Source organism: Kitasatospora hibisci, assembly GCF_043950205.1.
In the GTDB taxonomy this organism is placed as follows: Bacteria; Actinomycetota; Actinomycetes; order Streptomycetales; family Streptomycetaceae; genus Kitasatospora; species Kitasatospora hibisci.
The window spans coordinates 6,805,130-6,822,383 of record NZ_CP171642.1 but is presented as its reverse complement, the minus strand read 5'-3'; the positions used below and the strand labels follow the sequence as shown (position 1 = coordinate 6,822,383).

The 17,254-nt window shown below is 74.1% G+C and carries 15 protein-coding genes; 5 read left to right on the top strand and 10 right to left on the bottom strand.

Features of this window, described 5'->3' with window-relative positions:
- Positions 1–332: 332 nt before the first annotated feature.
- From ACF9IK_RS29755 to ACF9IK_RS29745, 3 genes are all read right to left on the bottom strand, one after another.
- Positions 333–1,490: a serine hydrolase domain-containing protein gene (locus ACF9IK_RS29755; protein ID WP_395297153.1), complete on the bottom strand. Its 1,158-nt coding sequence runs from the start codon at positions 1,488–1,490 to the stop codon at positions 333–335.
- 60 nt (positions 1,491–1,550) lie between these two features.
- Complete coding sequence (locus tag ACF9IK_RS29750; RefSeq protein ID WP_395298720.1) at positions 1,551–2,039, bottom strand: GNAT family N-acetyltransferase; 489 nt, start codon at positions 2,037–2,039, stop codon at positions 1,551–1,553.
- A 95-nt stretch (positions 2,040–2,134) separates the two neighbouring features.
- On the bottom strand, positions 2,135–2,551 hold the full coding sequence (locus tag ACF9IK_RS29745) for an ankyrin repeat domain-containing protein (protein WP_395297152.1): 417 nt from the start codon (positions 2,549–2,551) through the stop codon (positions 2,135–2,137).
- A 424-nt stretch (positions 2,552–2,975) separates the two neighbouring features.
- Between ACF9IK_RS29745 and ACF9IK_RS29740 the strand changes: the two genes are divergently transcribed.
- The 3 genes from ACF9IK_RS29740 (at position 2,976) to ACF9IK_RS29730 (ending at position 5,629) form a co-directional block, all read left to right on the top strand.
- The gene (locus ACF9IK_RS29740) at positions 2,976–3,170 is read left to right on the top strand and encodes a hypothetical protein (protein ID WP_238861855.1); all 195 of its coding nucleotides are present in this window, start codon (positions 2,976–2,978) and stop codon (positions 3,168–3,170) included.
- A gap of 162 nt (positions 3,171–3,332) precedes the next feature.
- A complete protein-coding gene (locus ACF9IK_RS29735) occupies positions 3,333–4,976 on the top strand; it encodes a hypothetical protein (protein ID WP_395297151.1) in 1,644 nt (547 codons plus the stop codon).
- A gap of 278 nt (positions 4,977–5,254) precedes the next feature.
- Positions 5,255–5,629, top strand: coding sequence for an RNA polymerase-binding protein RbpA (locus tag ACF9IK_RS29730; protein ID WP_030396357.1), 375 nt, complete (start codon positions 5,255–5,257; stop codon positions 5,627–5,629).
- Positions 5,630–5,890: 261 nt separating this feature from the next.
- On the opposite strand, the gene fxsA is transcribed toward ACF9IK_RS29730, so the two are convergent.
- The 4 genes from fxsA to ACF9IK_RS29710 all read right to left on the bottom strand — a co-directional run bounded on the left by fxsA (position 5,891) and on the right by ACF9IK_RS29710 (position 10,501).
- Entirely contained in the window at positions 5,891–6,469 is a 579-nt protein-coding gene (gene fxsA / locus ACF9IK_RS29725; protein ID WP_395297150.1) for an FxsA family membrane protein, read from the bottom strand.
- Positions 6,470–6,524: 55 nt separating this feature from the next.
- Positions 6,525–8,165 carry an apolipoprotein N-acyltransferase gene (gene lnt / locus ACF9IK_RS29720; RefSeq protein WP_395297149.1) on the bottom strand — a complete coding sequence of 547 codons (1,641 nt, stop codon included), beginning with the start codon at positions 8,163–8,165 and terminating at the stop codon, positions 6,525–6,527.
- A 251-nt stretch (positions 8,166–8,416) separates the two neighbouring features.
- Entirely contained in the window at positions 8,417–10,030 is a 1,614-nt protein-coding gene (locus ACF9IK_RS29715; RefSeq protein ID WP_395297148.1) for an amidohydrolase, read from the bottom strand.
- A gap of 30 nt (positions 10,031–10,060) precedes the next feature.
- Positions 10,061–10,501, bottom strand: a complete 441-nt coding sequence (locus tag ACF9IK_RS29710; RefSeq protein ID WP_395297147.1) for an Lrp/AsnC family transcriptional regulator — start codon at positions 10,499–10,501, stop codon at positions 10,061–10,063.
- Between the two features lie 228 nt (positions 10,502–10,729).
- Between ACF9IK_RS29710 and ACF9IK_RS29705 the strand changes: the two genes are divergently transcribed.
- Positions 10,730–11,188, top strand: a complete 459-nt coding sequence (locus ACF9IK_RS29705; RefSeq protein WP_395297146.1) for a hypothetical protein — start codon at positions 10,730–10,732, stop codon at positions 11,186–11,188.
- Between the two features lie 560 nt (positions 11,189–11,748).
- Here the strand turns inward: ACF9IK_RS29705 and ACF9IK_RS29700 are convergent.
- The 3 genes from ACF9IK_RS29700 to ACF9IK_RS29690 all read right to left on the bottom strand — a co-directional run bounded on the left by ACF9IK_RS29700 (position 11,749) and on the right by ACF9IK_RS29690 (position 16,393).
- Positions 11,749–13,599: an ABC transporter ATP-binding protein gene (locus ACF9IK_RS29700; RefSeq protein WP_395297145.1), complete on the bottom strand. Its 1,851-nt coding sequence runs from the start codon at positions 13,597–13,599 to the stop codon at positions 11,749–11,751.
- Positions 13,583–15,424 (bottom strand): ABC transporter ATP-binding protein, encoded by a 1,842-nt coding sequence (locus ACF9IK_RS29695; protein WP_395297144.1) that lies wholly within the window; start codon positions 15,422–15,424, stop codon positions 13,583–13,585. The genes ACF9IK_RS29700 and ACF9IK_RS29695 overlap by 17 nt, the downstream gene beginning before the upstream one ends.
- A 150-nt stretch (positions 15,425–15,574) precedes the next feature.
- Complete coding sequence (locus ACF9IK_RS29690) at positions 15,575–16,393, bottom strand: methyltransferase domain-containing protein (protein ID WP_395297143.1); 819 nt, start codon at positions 16,391–16,393, stop codon at positions 15,575–15,577.
- A 662-nt stretch (positions 16,394–17,055) separates the two neighbouring features.
- Here ACF9IK_RS29690 and ACF9IK_RS29685 point away from each other — a divergent pair.
- Positions 17,056–17,193: a hypothetical protein gene (locus ACF9IK_RS29685; protein WP_395297142.1), complete on the top strand. Its 138-nt coding sequence runs from the start codon at positions 17,056–17,058 to the stop codon at positions 17,191–17,193.
- The last annotated feature ends 61 nt before the right edge of the window (positions 17,194–17,254 follow it).

The window sequence follows — 17,254 nt, the reverse complement described above, 5'->3', positions numbered from 1 at the left end:
TACTCGGCCGGCCCTCTTCACCAGCCCCGGCCCGACTGACGGCCGCGTCCGGACTGGCAGTAGCGTTCGTCGCGCGGAGGCCGCCGTCCCCTCAAGCTGGACGTACGCGGCGCAGCACAGGGGCACATTTGAGGGCACATTCGAGCGGGTCGCCCCGGGACAGTCCAGGTCAGAGGCTTGTCCGATTTTCCGCTACTTGCCCGCATACAGGCACATTTGCGCAGGTCAGCGCGGTCCGCGTCCAGTCCTGGTACTACTGGAGCACCCTGCTCTGAGTCCCCTGCGGCTCCCACCCGCCCCTCCGCCTCCGCCCGTACCGTGCCTCCGCCGGGTCAGCCGAACACCGCCCGGCGGAAGGCGTTGCGCAGGTCGGTGAGCGGCTGCAGCTCGCGGCCGTAGTGGACCTTGTTGGTGAGCAGCAGCGCCCAGCGGCCGAGCCGCAGGGAGAGCCAGATCCCGGTGCCGGTGAAGCCGTAGTGGACGAAGGTGCCCTCGGCGGGATCGGTGCCGGGGGCGCAGAGCCAGGAGAGTCCGCGGGCCGGGGCCAGGCCACCGGTCTGCTCGCGCAGCGACTCGGCCGTCCACGGACCGACCCAGTCCAGTGCACCCGGCGGGTCCAGCAGGGCGGTGAGGAACCGTTCGAGGTCCCGGGCGGTGGAGAACGCGCCCGCGTTGCCGGAGACGCCGCCGAGCAGCCGGGCGGACGGGTCGTGGACGACGCCGCGCAGGTGGGAACCGGCCGCCCGGTCGTACTCGGTGGGCGCGGTGCGGGCGGTGTCGGCCGGGCCGAGCGGACCGAAGCGGGTGTCGGCCATGCCGAGCGGCCGCCAGACCTGCCGGCCGGCGAGTTCGTCGAGCGGCGCTCCGGCCAGCGACTCGACCAGGTGGCCGAGCAGGACGGCGGCCCGGTCGGTGTACTCGACGGCCGTCCCGGGCCGCCGGTACAGCGGCGCGGCGAGGACGCCGGCCAGCACGACGGCGCGGTCCCGGCCGTAGAGCGCCTCGAAGTTGGTGCGCAGCGGCATGCCTGCAGTGTGAGTAAGAAGTTGACGGACCGTCACTTCGCCGGCCGGGTGGCCGGCAGCGGCCGGCCAGTAGCTGCCGAGGGGACGGTCGAGCGGGAGCCGGCCGGCCTGCCGGAGGGCTCCGGCGCACGACCAGAGTGCGACGATCTTGGTGAGGCTGGCCAGGTCGAAGAGGGTGTCGGGGCCCATCGCCTGCCGGGCGCACGAGCCTTGGCCGAGGACCCCGGTGCACCCGCGGCCGAGGGTCCCGCCGGCGTCGCCGACGGCCCAGACCGCCCCGGTGCCGACGGTGCGCGCCCCGTGCGCGACCAGCCGCTCCAGCGGCCCGTCGGGCGCCGCGAGAACAGGCAGGGGAACGGGCCGAGGCGGCGGCGGCAGGGGCGGCGACACCGGCCGGGGCTCCCGCTCCGGACCGGGCACCGGGCCCGGTCGGGCGGAGGCGTCGGGTCGCGCCTGCTCGTCCATGCCCTGCCCCCGCCCGCTCGGCCGTCGGTCCGCCGGGGAGCCTACCCAGCGGGCGCCGGGTCAGACGGCGGACCCGCCGCCGAACTCCTTGCCCAGGCAGATGCTCTGCGGGTGCTCGCGGTAGATGCCGAACTTCCGGATCGGCCCGTACCCCTCGGAGGTGTAGAGCGCGACCGCCTCGGGCTGCTCGGTGCCGGTCTCCAGGACGATCCTGGTCCGCCCGGCGGCGGCCGCGGTCTCCTCCAGCCGGCTCAGCACCGCCCGGGCGAGGCCGCGACCCCGGGCGGAGGGCACCACGAACATCCGCTTCAGCTCGGCGTCGCCGTCCCGCAGGCCGTGCGCATCGGCCCGCTTGGCGCGCCAGCCGCCGCAGGCGACCGGCCGGCCCCCGAGGTAGGCGATCAGGAACAGCCCGGCCGGCGGCTCGAAGTCGTCCGGGTGCAGCACGGTGAGGTCCCCGTCGCCGTAGCGCCGGACGTACTCCTCCTGAACCTCCGCCGAGAGGCTCTGCGCGTCGGGGTGGCCGTAGCCGGTGACGCGGATCTCGATGGCGTCACCCTTGGCGTCGCGCAGGACGGTGGTGTCGGTGGTGCCGGTTTCCACGGCCGGGGTGCTCTCCATGGTCAAGAGCCTACGGCCTCCGGTCAGCGGGCCTCGAACCGGGCGATCAGCCCCTCCTTGCCGAACATCCGGGCGGTGTCGACGGCGGACGGGGTGCCGGCCCGCGGGTCGGCGCCGGCGGCCAGCAGGGCGTCGAGCACGTCGTCGGCCCCCTTGAAGACGGCGCCGGCGAGCGGCGTCTGCCCGCGGTCGTTGGCCCGGTCCGGATCGGCGCCGCGGTCCAGCAGGGCGGTGACCGCGGCCGTGTGGCCGTGGTAGGCGGCGAGCATCAGCAGGGTGTCGCCGCGGTCGTTGGTGAGGTCGGCGGGTGCGCCGGCGTCGACGTAGGCCTTGAGGGTCTCGGCGCCACCGGCCCGGGCGGCGTCGAACAGCTTGCCGGCGAGCGCGATCACCTCGGCGTCCGGGGCGTCGGCGGGCTGCTGGCTGGCGGTGTCGGTCATGGCTGGCCTCTCTTGCGCGTGCGGTCTCTGCGCCGTGCTGCGGTCTGTCCGCACCGTAACGGCCGGACCGGCGATGATCCAGCACTCGTCCGGATCGCGGATGTGCGGCGGGCGTACGGCGGGCGTACGGCGGGTGCGCCTTTCCCCGGCACGGCACGCGGGCGAAAGGGCCGGACAGCCATTCGAGCGAACTTCCGGTGCCCCCCGGACGCTTCCCACCCGCCCCGCGGGAATGCCTCGCCGCGCCGCAAGGAAGCGCAGGACCACCCCGACCGGGGCGGTTCGCATACCTCCGCCCGGCGCCCGGGCCGGTATTGCCCGAGAGAAACCACCCATTTGCACCGTTCCATCATCTATTACTTTTTGTCACGATTATGGCACTTTCCGTGACACCGCCCCTGTCCCCCTCACCGAGGAGCAGAACGTGATCCTCTCGATTTCCGGCATCGTCCTGTTCGGCACCATCGCCTTTCTCTTCTTCCGTCGGGACGGACTAAAGGTCTCCCACGCGATCGTCTGCGCCCTCTTCGGCTTCTACGTGGCCGGCTCCTCCATCGCCCCCAGCATCACCGCGGGCGGTGCCAGCCTGGCCAGCCTGCTCGGCGGCATCAAGTTCTAGCGCCGCCACCCCCCGTACGGGCCCGGGCGCGGATCCCACCGCCCCGGGCCCCGTCGTACCGCAGGACCGCAGGACCGCAGGACCGCAGGACCGCAGGACCGCAGGACCGCTGAAGGCCGTCCCCCGAAACCCGACCGTCCCACTCGCCCGGGGAGTCAAGGAATGCCGCTCAACCTCCACCTCAGCAAGGGCCGCGAACTCGCCCGCACGGCCGGCGACCACGCCTCCGACATGTTCGCGCCGCTCACCGTCATCGGACGCGGCCTGCGCCACCACTCCGCCTGGGCCAAGGCCCGCTGGGAGGCCACCCCGAAGGAGCGGCGCGGGCCGACGATCTTCCTCGTCGCCGCGATGGGCCTGGGCATCTACCTGCTGCCACACGGACTGCTGTTCGCGCTGATCGCCCTCATGGCGAGCGCCGCCTGGGTCGGCCGGGCGCCCAAGGCGGCGCCCGCGCCGCCCGAGCCGGACGTCGCGGACATCAAGCTCACCGCCCTCTACGCGGCCCTCACGCCGTACCTGACCGGGCCCGAGGACCTCAACCCGCTCTACCGCCACGAGGGCGGCTACAAGGACGTCTTCCGCTCCTGGGAGTTCGACGGCGAGGGCCGGCTCTCCCGGCTGGAGCTGGCCTACCCGGCGTACTTCACCGACACCGAGCCCGCCGCCCGGGCCCGGATCGAGCAGGTCGTCCAGGGCAAGGCGGGGCGGGCCCGGGAGTACCGCTTCGACTGGGACGAGGAGTCCAACAAGCTGCGGATCGCCGCCCTCGCCCCGCTGCCCACCGACATCGCGGTGCAGCGCTTCGTCGCCGCACCCGGCGAGATCGTGCTCGGCTTCACCGACGAGGACGGCAGCGCCCGCACCATCCCCGTCGGCCAGGGCGGGGCGGTCACCCAGCAGCCGCCGGTGGTCTGGCGCACCGGCCCGCGCTCGGCCGAACCGCACCTGCTGGCCCTCGGCACGGCCGGCTACGGCACCTCCAGCCTGATCCGCTCCATCGCGCTGCAGGCACTCCCCTTCGCCGACCTGGTGGTGATCGACGGCGCCGGCACCGGCGAGCACGCCTGCCTGGTGAACCGGCCCGGCGTGCACACCGTGGAGACCAGCCTGCACGGCGCGCTGGCCGCACTGGAGTGGGCCGCCCAGGAGACCGAACGCCGGCTGACCGCACTGAACGCCTCCCGACACGCCGGGATCGCGCCGCCCGAGGACGTCACCCGGCCGCTCTGGCTGCTGCTCGACCACCCCACCGAGCTGAGCGAGCTGGCCCACGCCGAGGGCCGGCCCGACCCGCAGGACCTCCTGGAGCTGCCGCTGCGGCACGGCCGCGCCGCCCGGGTCACCGTGGTGATCGCCGACGACGTCGAGGCCCGCGACCGGATCACCCCGACCGTCCGGGCCACCACCCGGGCCCGGGTACTGCTCGGCCCGACCGGCCCGGAGGAGGGGCACGCCGCGCTGGGCGCACCGCTGGACATCGTGCCCGCCGCGCACGCCCCCGCCGGACGGGGCTACGCCCGGATCGGCAACAGCGCACCGGTCCGGCTCCAGGTGCCGGCCACCGTCGACCCGCTGGACGAGGAGGCGCCGGCCCCGCTGCGCGACGCGGTGATCGCGCTGCTGCCGCACCGGGACACCCGGACCGAGGCGGCGGCACCGGCCGAGGTGCCGCCGCGTCCGGTCGTCCCGCCCGCGGTGGTGCCGGGGGTCCCGATCCCCCCGGTGGAGCCGTCGGCGGAGGCGGGCCCGGGTGTCGACCTGGGCAAGGAGCACCCCGCCCTGCGGTTCCGTCCGCTCGCCTGAGCCACGCCCGGGACCGGGGCGGCGCCCGCCGCCGGAACCCGCCCCGGTAGGCTCGTGAGGAGACCATCGACGGATCACCGGATGTGAAATAGGTGACACCTGGGGTGATATCACCGGCCAGATGTGACAAATCGGGCGCCGATGGGTACAAACAGGGGCGGCACGACAGACGACGCATGTCCCGGGACGGGAATCTTCGTCGGAAGCCGAGCGTTGACCGAACGACGAAGAACAGCGACCACTAGTCCTGTGGGCCATAAGCCCGGGAGGCACGATTCATGAGCGAGCGAGCTCTCCGCGGCACGCGACTCGGGGCCACTAGCTACGAGACCGACCGTGGTATCGATCTGGCTCCCCGCCAGACCGTCGAGTATGCATGTCAGAACGGACACCGATTCGAGGTTCCCTTCTCGGTCGAGGCGGAGATCCCCTCGGCCTGGGAATGCCGCTTCTGCGGGCAGGAAGCGGTGCTTCTCGACGGTGACGAGCCGGAGGAGAAGAAGACCAAGCCCACGCGCACCCATTGGGACATGCTGATGGAGCGCCGGACGCGCGAGGAGCTGGAGGAGGTTCTGGCCGAGCGCCTGGCCGTGCTCCGTTCCGGTGGGATGAACCTCGCGGTGCACCCGCGCGACACCCGCAAGAGCGCCTGACCCGCCCCCGCCACCCGGCGGGAGCACCCGAAAAGGGACCCTGGCCACCAGGGTCCCTTTCGCGTTGTCCGGAGCCGGTCGGATCCGGCCGAGGAACGGCGGTCGGCGCGCCGGGCGAAGCATCGGCGGTCGGCGTGCCGGGGCGAAGCGTCGGGGGAACGGCGGCGCCCGCCCGGCCGTGGGGACCGGGCGGGCGCCGCGGGACGCGTGCGGACAGGGGCGCCGGGGGCGGGGGACGGTCGGGGCGGGGCAGCCCGGGGCTCAGCCGGCCAGCGGCGGGCGGTAGGTGGTGTCCGGACCCTGCGGGGCACCCGGACCGGCGCCCGGCTCGACCACCTCGCCCTGGATCACCTTGCCGTCCGGACGGTGGATGCGCAGCTGCTCCTGCAGCCGCATCGCGTCCGCCAACGGGTCGGTGCCGGCGGCCGAGGTGCTCCGCAGCGCCTTGTCGACGAAGCGCCGCCCGGCGGCCCGCCAGAGCACCCGGGTCGGTGGGAGGAGCAGGGTCAGTGCCAGGACGTCGGAGAGGAAGCCCGGCACGATCAGCAGCAGGCCGGCCAGCACGGTCATGCTGGTGCCGGTCTGCGGCTGCTGCGACTTGGGGTCCCGGCTCTGGGCGACCGCCGCGGCCCACGCCTTCGCGCCGGCCCGCTTGATCAGCGAGCCGCCGATCAGTGCGCCGGCGAGCAGGAGCAGCACCACGGTCAGGCCGCCCAGCCACGAGCCCACCTGGACCAGCAGCCAGATCTCCAGGACCAGCCAGACGGTGATCAGCAGTGGCAGCACCCGCCGGAGCTTTCCGCGCTGGGCCGGACGGGCGGGGGTAGCTTGCTGGGTCACGGTTCGAACTCACTCCAAGAGGTGCTCTGCGCGCCGCCCGGGAGGTCCGGGCCGGCTACGGCACCACCTGGTCCAACGATCCCCGGTCGGCCGGTGTTCCGGGGGCGCCCGAGCGCCGGCGACGGCCCAGCACGGCGGCGCCGCAGGCCAGCAGGCCGCCGACGGCCAGCGTCCACTCCGGTACGGCGCCGACCTCGTCGGCCACCGTGGTGCCGTCGCGCAGCGGGACGGTCGCGGAGAGCTCGGCCGCGGTCAGCTCCTCGGTGCGCTGCTGCACGGTGCCGTCGGGCGCGATCACGGCGCTGATGCCGCTGGTGGCGGCGATCAGCACGGCCCGGCCGTGCTCCACCGCGCGCAGCCGGGACATCGCCAGCTGCTGCTCGGGCTGGCCGGTCTTGGCGTAGGTGGCGTTGTTGGTCTGGACGACCAGCACTCGGGCACCCTGGTCGACGGTGTCGCGGACGATCTCGTCGTACGCCACCTCGAAGCAGATCACGTCGCCGATCCTGGCCGGTCCGAGCTGCATGACGCCGTTGTGGTCACCGGGGTAGAAGTCCCGGGCGACGCGCTGGAGGCGGGTGATCACCTTCATCAGCTGGTCGCGGAACGGCACGTACTCGCCGAACGGCACCGGGTGCTGCTTGGTGTAGGAGGCACCGGGGCCGGTCTTCGGGTCCCAGACGATGCCCTCGTTCTGGACGTGCTGCTCGTCCGGACCGTCCACCAGGGTGCCGACCAGGGTGGGCACGCCGATCGCCTTCACCGCGTCGTCGATGCGCCGGTAGGCCTGCGGGTCGCTGAACGGGTCGAGGTCGGAGGAGTTCTCCGGCCAGATCACGATGTCCGGCTTCTCGACCCGGCCCGCCTTGATGTCGGCGGCGAGCTTCTCGGTCGCGGCGGCGTGGTTGTTGAGGACCATCATCGGGCGGCCGAGGAAGTCCATGCCGGGGTTGGGCACGTTGCCCTGGATCACCGCGACCTTGACGGTGTCGGCCGCGGCGGTCGGAACCGGGACGACGTAGCCGGCGAGCAGGGTGGCGACCGCGCCGAGGGCGGCCAGCGCGGCGGCCTTCGGCGCCCGGCGCGGGCCGCGCAGCCGCAGTGCGGCCCAGCCCAGCAGGGTGCCGGCGAGGGCGACGGCGAAGGTCACCAGCGGCGCGCCGCCGAGTGCGGCGAGCGGGGTGAACGGCGTGGCGGTGTTGGCGAAGGCCAGTCGGCCCCAGGGGAATCCGCCCAGTGGTAGCCGGTCGCGCGCCCACTCCTGGGTGACCCAGAGGCAGGCCGCCCAGAGCGGCCACCCGGGCAGCCGGGAGGTGAGCGCCAGGCCGGCGCCGAGGGCCGCCAGGAAGAGCGCCTCCACGACCGAGAGGCCGATGGTGGCGTCCCAGCCGACCACCCGCAGCCAGCTGAGCAGCAGCAGGAAGAACGGCAGGCCGAAGGCGAAGCCGGTCCAGGCGCCCTGCCGGGCCGTGCGGCCCAGGGTGAGCAGCGAGAGCGCGGCGACGCCGACCAGAGACAGCGGCCAGAGGTCGAACGGCGGGAAGGCGAGCGCCAGCAGCAGGCCGGCCAGGACGGCCAGCCCGGTGCGCGGCAGCCCGGCCCGGACCTTGGCGACGGCGCGGGCGGCACGGCCGGACGGGGCCGGAACCGCGACCGGCCGGGGTTCCGACCGCTCGGCCTGGAAGGGCAGTGCCACGGCGCACCATTTCTCTCGGCGCGGCGCCGCGAGTGCGGGGCCGACTGTTCGGACGCTGTCCGAAGAAGGTACCCCGGAATGACATCCGGCCGTGAGGTCAGGGTGCTCGGCCCCGGCCCGTCCGTCCGGGCCGGACGGACGGACGCCGGTCGAGCGGACGGGCCCGTCGGCGGCGGGGGCTGCACCGGGCCTCCCGGAGCGCCCGGCCCCGCACCCGGTCCTGTCCCCCCTGATCTCCCCTACGGCAGCCGCTACCAGGCCGCCCGGTGGACCGTCCGGCCGCGGACGACGGTGCGCAGGCAGGCCGGCAGCGGACGGCCGGGGGTCAGGTCGGGCAGACCCGGGGTGCCGGAGCGGGGGTCGGTGGACCAGCCGGCCACCCGGGAGTCGGGGGCCTGGACGACCAGCTCGTCGGCGGCCCAGATCGCGTAGCTGGCGATCGCGCCGGGGACGAGGACGCCGTCCTGGTCCCGGCCGATGGCGCGCCAGCCGCCGCGGGTGTGGGCGGTGAACGCGGCGCGGACCGAGATCCGGTGCTCCGGCGTCCGGTGGAATGCGGCCGCGCGGACGGTGCCCCACGGGTCGAGCGGGGTGACCGGGGCGTCCGAGCCGAAGGCGAGCGGGACGCCGGCCCGCAGCAGCGCGGCGAAGGGGTTGAGCGCCGCCGCCCGCTCGGTCCCGAGCCGCTGGGCGTACATGCCGTCCGGCCCGCCCCAGGCGGCGTCGAAGGCGGGCTGGACCGAGGCGGTCAGGCCGAGCTCGGCGAAGGCGGCGACGGACTTCTCGTCCAGCGCCTCGGCGTGCTCGACCCGGTGGCGCAGCGCCTTGACCCGGCCGGCACCGACCCGCTCCCCCGCGGCCCGCACGCCGTCCAGGACGGCGGTGATCGCGGCGTCGCCGATCGCGTGGAACCCGGCCTGCAGGCCGGCCTCGGTGCAGGCGGCGACGTGATCGGCGACCTGCCCCGCGGTCAGGTAGACGGCGCCGGTGTGATCGGCGTCGGCGTAGGGGGTGTGCAGGCAGGCGGTGTGCGAGCCGAGCGCACCGTCGACGAAGAGGTCGCCGCCGGCGCCCACCGCGCCGAGCCGGCGGGCGGTCTCGACGCCGCCCGACTCGCCCCAGTAGCCGAAGACCTCGGGCCCGTCGCCGGCCGCGGCGAGCTCCAGCAGGGCGGCCAGGTCCTGCTCGGAGGAGATCTCCGGGCCGGCGCACTCGTGCAGCGCGCCGATGCCGAGCTCGGCGGCGCGGGCCAGGGTGGCGCGCTGGGCGCGCCGGCGCTGCTCGGGAGTGAGGTGGGCGAGCGCGGTCCGCCGGACTGCGTGGTGGGCGTCGCGGGTGAGCGGGCCGTCGGCGCTGTGGCCGGGACGGTCGGCGAGGCCCTCGGTGAGGGTGCGCAGCGCGCTGGTGGCGAGCGCGGAGTGCACGTCGGTGCGGGAGAGGTAGACGGCGGCACCCCTCGCGGCCGCGTCCAGCTCCGCGAGGGTGGGCGGGCGGCCCTCGGGCCAGCCGGTCTCGTCCCAGCCGTGGCCGATCAGCACGCCGCCGGTCTCCTCCTGCGCCGCGACGAAGGCGGTGACGGCGGCCAGGGCGGCGGCCAGCGAGGGGCTGCCGGTCAGGTCGAGGCCGGTGAGCGCCAGTCCGGTGGACGTGGCGTGCACGTGGGCGTCGACGAAGGCGGGGGTGACCAGGGCTCCGTCCAGTTCGACGATCTCGTCCGCGAGATCGGCGTACGCCTCGGCGGCGCCGTCGCTGCCGACCCAGGCGACGTGCTCGCCCTCGACGAGCATCGCCGTGGCGAAGGGGTCGGCGGGGCTGTAGACGGCGCCGCCGCGCAGCAGGACGGTCCGGGAGGTGCGTTCGGTCATGGCCCCAAGTCTGCACCTCGTCGGACGTGCTCAGAGCTTCGGGGGCCGCGCCTCGTACGGGGTGGAGAGGACGACGGTGGTACGGGTGGAGACCCCGGCCGCGCTGCGGATGCGGGCGAGCAGGTCCTCCAGGTCGCCGGGGGCGCCGACGCGGACCTTGAGGATGTAGTTCTCGTCGCCGGCGACGCTGTGGCAGGCCTCGATCTCCGGCAGCCCGGCGAGGCGCTCGGGGGTGTCGTCGGGGGCGCTGGGGTCGAACGGTTTCACCGAGATGAAAGCGGTGAGCGCCAGGTCGACGGAGTCCGGGTCGACGATCGCGGTGTAGCCGCGGATGACGCCGCGCTGCTCCAGGCGGCGCACTCGCTGGTGCACCGCCGAGGTGGACAGGCCGGTGGCCTTGCCCAGGTCCGTGTAGCTCATCCGGCCGTCCTGGAGGAGCAGCCGGACGATGCGTTGGTCGAGATCCTCCACAAGGCGCAAACCTACCCGGTCGACGGCGCGTGCGGCGCCAGGGCGGGAGCGTGCGGTGGCACGCGCGGTCGTACGGGGTGCCGGGCGGCACATGCCCGGCGAATGTGGCGAAGGACACACCCGGTGCATCACGGTGCGACAGCCTGCAGGGTTATGAGTCCGCGTCGCAGGGAAGTGCTGGTTGTGGCCCCGGGCGACCACGCCGGGCCCGATCCGAGGGGGATCACCATGCGTGCCACTGACCAGCGTTCGTTGAGCGCAGACGACACCCACGATATGACCGACCGCGAGGACCTCGCGGTCCCGTCCGACCCCGCGCCGGGGATGGACCCGGGCGAGGGGGACACCTGGGAGATCATCCGGGTGCACTGCCCCGCGTGCCGGCGCCCGATCGCCCTCGTGGGCGACGAGGAGCGGCTGCCGCAGCACGCGGTGCTGCCGACCGCCTGGCACCCCTTCTCCCCCGCGCTCTGCCCTGGTTCGGGTGCGCCGACGGACGACCTGGCCGAGGTGGAGACCGCGGAGGACGCCGAACCCACGGGCCTGGAGGCCCTGTTGGCGCTCCCGTCCGAACTCGACTGGCGCACCCAGCCGTTCTCGCACGCGGTGGCGCACCGCCCGGTGCGGGTGGCGACGGCGCCGGGCATCCCGGTGCAGCGCTCGCGCGCGCGGCTGGCCCGTCGCTGACGTTCCCGGCCGCCCGCGCCAGAGCGGCCCCGACGACCGTTCGGCCTGCCGGAAGCACGACTTGAGCGGCCGATACGACCCGAGCGAGCAGAGAGCAGCCCGGACGACGGGCAGCGGAACGTGTCGGCCCGTCACCGGTCGCCGGTGGCGGGCCACTTGCACGGCCGGGCCCGGAACCGGCCGCGGCGCGCCGGGAGGCTGCCGCCGCCCCGCCCGCCCCGTACGGGACTGCGCGATTCCCGGCACCGGAATGCCGGTGGAATGCGCACGGAATGTCACGCCGCTCCGCAGCGCGGGAATCCCGCGCAAAACACGGGACCGCCCTGTGCGAATCCCGTCGAACCCCCGATAGTCACCCCCGTGAACGAACCGGGGGCCGCTTCCACGTGATGGCGAAAACCGGCCCCTCGATCGACCCGAGCCGGACTCTACGCGGCACGTGGCGACAGGCCGAGGGAACTGCGGGCGGTCAGGTGGTGGAAGTGCACCACCTGACCAGCTCGGCTCGCGCAGGGTGTGCTCGTCGACCGCCGGCCGGGCGGTGCGGGCGGGCCCGGCCATCAGTGCGCCTCGGCGGGGACGGCGCGCGCGCCCGCCTGGTAGGAGGCCGCCTGGATGCCGTACAGCTCGCTGTACTGGCCGCCGCGCGCCATCAGTTCGGCGTGCGAGCCGTACTCGGCGACCCGGGAGCCGTCCAGGACGACGATGACGTCCGCCATGCGCACGGTCGAGAAGCGGTGCGAGACCAGGACGGTGATCCGGCCGGAGCCGTCACCGGCAGCGGTCCGGGCGGCCTCGGCGTAGCGCTCGAACAGCGCGTGCTCCACCTCGGCGTCGAGCGCGGAGGTCGGCTCGTCCAGCACCAGCAGCAGCGGGTCCTCGCGCACGAAGCCGCGGGCCAGGGCGACCTTCTGCCACTGGCCGTGGGACAGGTCGACGCCCTTCTCCCAGGTCGGCCCGAGCTGGGTGTCCAGACCGTCGGGGAGCCCGTCGACGAGCTCCTCGGCCCCCGCGCGGGCGATGCCCGCCCGGGCGGCGGCGGGGTCGTCGAGCCGCGGGAGGTCACCGAGGCCGACCGACTGCCGGACCTGGTACTCGAACTTGAAGAAGTCCTGGAACGCGCCGCTGATCCGCTCGCGCCAGCCGGCCGGGGAGATCCGGGCGAGGTCGGTGCCGTCCACGGTGATCGTCCCCGAGGTCGGGGCGTAGAACCGGCAGAGCAGCTTGACCAGGGTCGTCTTTCCGGCGCCGTTCTCCCCGACCACCGCCACCACCTTGCCGGCGGGCAGGTCGAGGGTGACGTCCTCCAGGACGGCCTCTTCGGAGCCGGGGTAGCGGAAGCCGACGCGCTCCAGCCGGATGCCTCCGGTGAGGCGGGCGGGCAGCGGCAGGTCGGCCGAGGCCCGGTCGGCGGCGGCGAGGTCCTCCAGCCAGGTCAGCCGGCGCGACACGTCGAGCCAGATGGTCCGGTAGAACTGGGCCTGGGTGACGGTCTGTCCGACGTACTGGGCCAGTCGGCTGCCCGCGGTGAGCAGCAGCAGGCTGTCGGCGGCCGCCGAGCCGGAGCCGTTGGCGACGTGCGCGACGGCCAGGACGAAGGCGGCGCCGAACAGCGCGTGGGAGGCGGCCTGCCAGAGCGCGGTGATCCAGCGGGAGCGGGCCAGCGGCCGGTAGCGGCGGTCCCAGACGTCGTGCCGGGCGTCGCGCAGCCAGCGCTGGACGCCGGCGACCCGGATCTCCTTGCCCGCGCCCGCCGAGGTGGCGAGGGTGAACAGGTGGCGGGCGCGGCGCTCGTGCTGGGCTCCTGCCTCCTCGGCTTTCTTGTCGACGCCGGAGCGCCAGCCGGACACCAGCACGCCGGGGACGGCCAGCACGCCGAGCAGGCCGAGCAACGGGTCGACCGACATCAGCAGCAACAGGGTGATGGCCAGTCGGACGAGGACGCCGACGGTGCCGAAGAGCTCCTGGTAGAGGTAGCTCAGCGCGCCGGCGTGGTTGCGCAGCACGGAGATGCGGTCGGCGTGCTCGGGCCGCTCGTGGTGCTCCAGGGTGGTCACCGCCGACTGCAGCCGGGCGACGTGCGACTCGACGTAGACGGCGGCCCGGTCGGCGAAGCGGCGGTTGGCCCGGTCGCTGACGATGCCGAGCAGCCAGCTGCCGGTGGCGAGGGCACCGAGGAAGAGCGCGGCGGCGAGGATGCGTCCGCCGTCCTGGACGAGCACCCCGTGCAGCAGTGCGGCCAGGCCGACCGCGAACAACGCGTCGGGGGCGGCCGCGGCGACCGTGGTCCCGAAGGCCACCACGATCAGCAGCGGGCTGGCCTGGTAGCCGAGCCGCAGCGAGCGCGCCAGCGCCCGGACGGACGAGGGCAGCGGGTCGGCGGGCTTGGTCTTGTCAGCCGGCGATGCCATCGGCTTCCTCCTCGAATCGGGACGCCTGCAGGTCGAACATCTGCCGGTACCGGCCGTTCGCCGCCATCAGCTCGTCGTGGGTGCCCAGCTCGGCGACCCGTCCGTCGGCGACGACGCAGATCCGGTCGGCGTGCTGGACGGTGGAGAACCGGTGGGAGATGAGGACGGTGGTGCACCCCTTGGTGGCGGTGAGGATCCGGTCGAAGATCTCGGCCTCGCCCCGGACGTCCAGCTGGGCGGTGGGCTCGTCCAGGACGACGACCCCGGCGCCCTGACGCACCGCGCAGAGCGCGCGGGCCACGGCGACCCGCTGCCACTGGCCTCCGGAGAGGTCGCGGCCGCCGTCGTAGCCGGGGGCCAGGACGGTGTCGAGGTCGGCGAGGTCCGCTGCTCCGGCGTCGGCCAGCGCGGCCTCGATGACCTCGTCGGGGGCGCCGAGCGGTGCGACGTTGTCCCGCAGCGGCAGCTCGTAGCGGTTGAAGTCCTGGAAGACGGCGGTGAGCCGGCGGCGCCAGGAGGCCAGGTCGAGGTCGCCGAGCGCGGTGCCGTCCACCTCGATCGTGCCGCTGGTGGGTTCGTACAGTCCGCAGAGCAGCTTGACCAGGGTGGTCTTCCCGGCACCGTTGAGGCCGACGACGGCCAGCGACGTCCCGGCCTCGATGGTGAGGTCGAGGCCGTCGAGCACCGGCCGGTCGTCGTTCGAGTAGGAGAAGCCCACCTCGCGGAAGCGGATCCCGTCCCGCGGGGCCTCGCCGGCCGGGAGCTCGCCGGTGCCGCCGAGCCGGCCGGCCTCGGCCATGCTCTCGCGCAGGCCGAGGACCGCGGCGACCGAACCGGCGGCGGGCGGCAGGGCCCAGTTCAGACCGCCGAAGGCGATCGCACTGGCGCCGACCGCGGCCTGCGCGAAGACCACGACCTCGCCGGTCCCGACGGCGCCGGAGGCGGCGTCCCGGGCCAGCGACCAGAGGGTGACGCCGTTGGCCGCGACCAGGACGAGGATCGTCCAGCGCAGCGGCCGCTGCTGCAGCCTGGTGGTCTGCCAGCGCAGCTCCACCAGACGGCGGCGGGCGGCGGCGAACTGCGCCACCGTCCAGTCGCCGAGCCCGAAGATCCGCAGCTCCTTGGCAGCCGGGGCGTCGACGGCCAGCTTGTAGGTGTAGTCGGAGCGCCGCTGGGCGTCCAGCACCTCGCCGGTGTTGCGGTCCCAGAAGCTGCTCTCCTTCAGCAGCCAGTGGGTGGCCAGCCAGGCGCCGCCGACCAGCAGGGGCGCCCACCAGGTGTAGGCGGCGAGCACGATCACCTGGCCGGCACCGACGGCCGCCTCGACCAGGCCACCGGCGATCAGTCCGACCGAGATGGCCATCGGCGGGCCGACCGTGCCCTGGTCGAAGTCACGGGCGCCGGCCAGCTCGTCGGCCAGCTCGCGCGACTCCAGGTGGGCGATGCCGGCGGGCGCCGTGGTCGTCTCGACCAGCAGGTCGTGCAGCAGGCAGGAGAGGCGCTCGCCGAGGGCGACGCCGACCTGCGAGTGCAGCGGCACCAGCATGCGGAGCAGGACGAACACCGCGCCGGCGGCGCAGAGCGGGCCGGTCAGGGAGGCGCCGTCGCCGATCGCGTCCACCAGCAGGCCGGTGGCGACGGCGAACAGGGCGGGCAGGGCACCGCGCACCAGGATCAGCGCCCACCAGGCGACGGCCAGGCCCCGGTGGGCGCGGGGCAGGACGGCGAAGAACTTCCACTCGTCCCGGTCGCGCAGCCGGGCGGCCAGGGCCGCGATGCCGGAGCGCTGTTCAGCCCCGGCGGGGGTCTCGGGTGTCTCGGTCACGGGCGGATCGCCGTCTTGCCGTCTTGGCACGGGAAAGCACACTTCTCTCGGTGGTACGGAACTGCGGGTTGCGGAGTGTCGAGGGCACGGCGGTGCCGGGGCCCGGCCTGCGGCCGGTGCGCCCGCGGTGGTCCGGGCGCCGGAGCGGGGTCAGGCCTTGGTGGCCGACACCAGGTAACCGGTGGTGCCGCCGAGGTAGTGGCCGCCCTCGTGCAGCTGCTCCAGCCGGCCCTTCCAGGCGACCACCTGGCGGGCGGTCAGCACCCGGTCCTTGACGAGCTGGGCGAGCGGTCGCCGCATGGTGAACAGGAAGAACGCGAAGTCGTTGGGCACCGGGTGCGGGTGGACCGCGACCTCGGTGAAGCCGGCCTCCCGGTAGAGCCGGGGCAGCTGACGGCCGATCCAGCCCTGGAGCGCCGCATCGGCGACGTAGTCGAGGATCGTCCGGGTGACCGCCCGGTCGGGGTGGTCGAGCACGGTCGTGCCGAGGTCGAACTCGAAGGCGACCGCCCGGCCGCCGGGGCGCAGCACCCGGGCGATCTCGGCGATCGCGCGCGGCGCGTCGGGCACGTGCTGCAGCAGGGTCTGGGCCCGACAGCGATCGAACTCTCCTACTGGGAAGGGAAGTTCGAGTGCGCTGCCGACCTCGAAGGAGACCGCCGCACCGGCCCGGGCGGCGCGCAGCCGGGCCTCGGCGACCATGGTGCGGCTGAGGTCGATCCCGGTGACCCGGGCACCCTGCGGCACCCGTCCGGCCATCGCGATCGCGTCGGCGCCCAGCCCGCAGCCGACGTCCAGCACCGCCGCGGCACCCTCCAGCCGCAGCTCGGCCATGATGGCCTCCTCGGCGGTGCGCATGCCCGGGTAGGCCTTGCCCTCGTCCAGCGCCCGGATCAGCGGCAGCGGATCCTCGGCCTCGTCCACGGCCGCGAAGGCACGCAGGTCGGCTCCGATCGCCTCGACAGGCATTGGGACTCCCCCTCCGATGTGCAGGTCGACGGACCGGTGCGCCCGGTGACGGCGCTTCACTGGCGCTCGGACCCGCGGTCCCGGCTCGCGCACGGGCGTGCTGCGGCCCGGCCGACCTGGGGCGCGAAACTCCGGCACCCCGTCGGCGTCGACTGGATGATCTTCGCCAGACTCTACGTCATGACATGTACGCAGTCGAGAGTGACGATCACCGCAAACACTCCCGGCGTGTGACTCGCATCACGTTGCTGATGTGGACATGCAACGCGCTAGCGTCGCCCCGCAGTCGATCAAGGAAAGGGGGTGGAAATTCATGGCTACCCGTCCGGCTCCGACCGACGAGGAGATCGCGGCCTTCGAGGCCTGGGTCACCGAGTACGACATCAACTCGATGAAGATGCGCTGAATTCGAGCGTCGAGCTGATCCGGGGGACGCCCGCGGATGACCCGCCGGGCATTCCTGGGCGCTCCCTCCCGATGTACGGAACATATCGCACGAACGGGGGTGACAGACATGGCTACGCGCATCGCTCCGACCGACGAGGAGCTCGCGGCCTTCGAGGCCTGGGTGACCGAGTACGACATCGACTCGGTCAAGAGGCCCTGATCAGAGGCCTTCCAGCCCACAGCAGGAACTCAGGAAGAACGGGGGTGACATTTCCATGAGCACTGCCCTCATCGAGGCGGTCCGTCCGGCCCCGAGCCTGGAGGAGATCGCCGACTTCGAGGCTTGGGTGGCCGAGCTTCAGAGCGACGACGCCGCCGACCGTGAATTCCAGATGCGGAAGATCGCGGCCTGACCAGGCGCCGCTCAGCGGCACCCCGGCGGTCTCCGGGCGGATATCCCCCGCCCCGGAGACC